3 protein-coding genes are annotated in these 3,541 nt (G+C 70.9%); 2 read left to right on the top strand and 1 reads right to left on the bottom strand.

Annotation, left to right across the window (positions count from 1 at the left end):
• The first annotated feature begins 171 nt into the window (after positions 1-171).
• Positions 172-807, top strand: a complete 636-nt coding sequence (locus tag AC1DOC_RS24770; RefSeq protein ID WP_478130691.1) for a TetR/AcrR family transcriptional regulator — start codon at positions 172-174, stop codon at positions 805-807.
• 86 nt (positions 808-893) lie between these two features.
• Positions 894-1,667: an esterase/lipase family protein gene (locus AC1DOC_RS24765; protein ID WP_015867558.1), complete on the top strand. Its 774-nt coding sequence runs from the start codon at positions 894-896 to the stop codon at positions 1,665-1,667.
• Positions 1,668-1,683: 16 nt separating this feature from the next.
• Here the strand turns inward: AC1DOC_RS24765 and AC1DOC_RS24760 are convergent.
• A partial coding sequence (locus AC1DOC_RS24760; RefSeq protein WP_478130690.1) for a diflavin oxidoreductase occupies positions 1,684-3,541 on the bottom strand: 1,858 nt, incomplete at its 5' end.

Genomic DNA, 3,541 nt, shown 5'->3' with positions numbered 1-3,541 from the left:
GCGCCTGGGCATGCCCAGCGCGGAAGAAGTGCAGGCGCTGCGCGAAGAAGTCATTCGGCTGCGCGAACGCCTCGCGCAACTCGAGCCCAGGAACGCCGGCCCGCGCGGCAGCGGCAAGCGCTGAGCGCCAGCCCAGCGAAGCACCGACGCACGCAGCAGCATCAGCCGGTTGTGGCCAGTTCCAACACCACGCGCGACCGCATCCTGCAGGCCAGCCTCGCGCTGTTCAATGCGCAAGGCCTGGCGGCGGTGTCCACGCACAAGATCGCGGCCGAGCTCGGCAYCAGCCCGGGCAACCTGCACTACCACTTCAAGGCCAAGCAGCTGATCGTTGAGTGGCTGTTCCGGCGCTTCGAGCAGCGGCTCGAAGTGCTCGACGGCTCCGCGGGTTCGATCACCGCCATCGACGACCTCTGGCTCGCGCTGCACCTGCGCTTCGAGGCCATCGACCAGTACCGCTTCATCTACCGCGACATGGCCTTCCTGGCCGGCGAATACCCCGCGCTCGGCCAGCGCGCGCAAGCGCTTACCGCGCAGAACCTGCTGGCGGCCCAGGCGCTGTGCGAAGGGCTGGTGGCCTCGGGCGTGATCGAGACCAGCGCCGAGCAGGCCCGCATCCTCGCCCTGCAGATGGTCTTCACCACCACCTGCTGGCTTTCGTTCGAACGCCTGGTGCCGGGGCGCGACGCGCTCGCGCAGGCCGACCCGGGATTGGCGGCCTTCTACACGCTCACCCTGATTTCCCCGTATGTTTCCAGCGAATCGAGGGCTTACCTTGATTACCTGCGGGGCAAATACCTCGGATAAAGATCGCTGTTGTCCGACGGGGCGGTGAAACTTTGGTTCGCCATGCTCGTCCCACAGAACAAAGAACAGAAAGGAAAGCCGCCCTCATGACCACCGCCACCCGAGACCCCATCGCGCCGCCGTCCGGCCTGCTGCTGCTGGCCGAGGCGCGCGCGCTCTGGGAAACGGGCGCCGGCATCGCGATGTGGCCGCTGCTGCAGCTCGCGCCGCGCGGCGACGGGCATCCGGTGCTCGTGCTGCCCGGCCTCGTGGCGGGCGACGGCTCCACGCTGGTGCTGCGCCGCTACCTGTGCAGCCGCGGCTACGACGCGCACGGCTGGGGCCAGGGCCGCAACTTCGGCCCGCGCGAAGGCGTGGAAGACGGCATGCTCGCGCTCTTGAAATCGCTCGCTGAAAAGAGCGGCCAGAAGGTCAGCGTGATCGGCTGGAGCCTGGGCGGCGTCTATGCGCGGCTGCTGGCATCGGCGCAGCCGGCGCTGGTGCGCAACGTCATCACCCTGGGCAGCCCGTTCTCCGGCAGCCCGCGCGCCACCAATGCATGGCGCGTGTACGAGGGCGTGAGCGGCCAGAGTTCGCACGACCCGCGCCGCATGAAGTTCGTGCAGCCCACGCCGCCGGTGCCCACGACCTCGATCTTCAGCCGCACCGATGGCGTCGTCGCCTGGCGCTGCAGCCTCGAGAAGCCGGGGCCGCAGGCGGAAAACATCGAGGTGGTGGCGAGCCACCTGGGGCTGGGCGCGCATCCGGCGGTGCTCTATGCGCTGGCCGACCGGCTGGCGCAGCCGGAGGGCGAGTGGAAGCCCTTCAACCGCGGCCTGCTCGGGCCGCTGGTCTATCCCGATCCGAGCCGCAAGGCCTGACTGAACTGCGGCGGGGCTACGCTCCCGCCCAGACGTCCAGCACATAGCGCTGGTCGGCAATCATCTGGTCCATCCACGCCGCGCCGTCGTGGCCGTGCCCCCGCGCCAGGTCGGCCAGCGTGCGCCGCACGTCGGGTTCCATGCGCGAACCGTCGCCGCACACGTAGATCACGCCGCCCGCTTCGAGCAGCTTCCACACGGCCGCGCCCTGCTCGCGGATCAGGTCCTGCACATAGACCTTGCGCTCGCCCGCGCGCGAGAACGCGGTGTGTAGCTTCATCAGGCCGCGGTGCGACCAGGCTTCGAGCTCCTCGGCGTAGATGAAATCCTGTTCGGGATGGCGGCAGCCGAAGAACAGCATCGCCTCGCCCAGCGCCTGGCCGCGCTCGGCCTGCGCCGCGCGTTCCTGCAGGAAGCCGCGGAACGGCGCAAGGCCGGTGCCGGGGCCGATCATGACGAGCGGCCGCTGCGCATCCTCGGGCAGGCGGAAGCCTTCGGCCGTGGTTTCGCGGATCACGCCGTGCACCGTGTCGCCCGCTTCGGCGCGCGCCAGGTAGTTGGAGCACACGCCCTCGAAGGTGCCCTTGCCCGACAGCGCCGGCGCGCTCACCACGCCCAYGGTGACGCTGCAGCGCCCCGGCGTCATCGTGGGCGAGGACGAGATCGAGTAGTAGCGCGGCGAGAGCGGCGACAGCATCTCGAGGAACACCGCGAACGGCAGCTGGCAGGCGCGGTGCTCCTCGAGCAGGTCGAGCAGTGACCGGCGCCTGTGCAGCACCTGGGCCTTGTAGGCGGCCTGCGAGGCGTCGTCGCTGCCCGAGAGCGCGGCGAGCTTCGGCCTGGTGGCCGGGCACTCGGTGTATGCCGTGAGCGTGGCGATCTGCTTGCGCGTGGCCACGTCCTGCAGCTCGACATAGTCGCCGAGCAGGCGATCGACCGCGATCACCTGGTCGACCGGCAGCGCCGTCTTGCGGCCCGAGTCGGCATGCAGCCGCACATGCGCGGCGCGGTCGAATCCGAAGCGCGCCATCGCGCGTTCCACCTGCGCCGGGCTGTTGCGCGGCACCACGCTCAGGTGGTCGCCAGCGCGGTAGTCCACGCCTTCGGGCAGCATCAGCTCGACGTGGCGCGTGGAGCGGCCCGCTTCGCCGGCGCCGCCGGGATCTTTCTGCAACTCGCGGTTCTCGATCACGCGCAGCGCCACCGCGCCCAGCGCGTCGACGAGCGCGTTCTTCTGCGGCGGCGGCAGTTCCTCGAGCGTGTAGAGCGGCTCGGCCTCGGCGGGCGTGTCGGCGCCGGACTGGATGCCGAAGGCCTTCACCAGTTCGGGCCAGAGCGCGTCGCTCCAGTCCTGGAAGGCGCCGTCCATGTCCTCGCGMGCATCGCCCTCGCCGCGCGGATGCACGCGCGTGGCGCCGAGCGCGCCGAGCCGCTCGTCGATGCGCCGCGGCACCGCCTGGTAGGTGGCGGCCCAGTCGGTGTTGCCGCAGCCGAAGACGCTGAAGCGCACGCCGTTGAGCGAATCGTCGGCCTTGTCGAGCCAGCGGTGGAACTCGGCGGCGTTGTCGGGCGCCACGCCGTTGTACGAGGCGCAGACGATGGCGACGGCGCCATTGGCGGGCAGTCGCTCGGCGTAGTCGTCGAGCGAGGCCACCTGCGTGGAGAAGCCGCGCAGCTCGCCGGCCTCGGCCAACTGGCGCGCCAGATCTTCGGCCGTGCCGAGGTTGGAGCCCTGCAGCACCAGCAGCGAGGTGCCGTGCCGCGCGGCCTGCGGCTTGCGCGCGGCGGCCTGCCTGGGCTGCACCGGCGCGGCGGCCGCATCGGCGGTGTTGCCGCGCGGCCGCGTGGCCGGGTCGCGCAGCAGCGCCTTGATC

This window comes from Variovorax sp. 01T439_2, assembly GCF_056398445.1.
Note: the sequence above shows the minus strand (reverse complement) of the source record. Positions and strands in the feature narration are given on the sequence as shown.

What these genes read in the sequence shown, in the direction of transcription:
- AC1DOC_RS24765 (WP_015867558.1), top strand. Translation starts at nt 894, where the DNA reads ATGACCACCGCCACCCGAGACCCCATCGCGCCGCCGTCCGGCCTGCTG.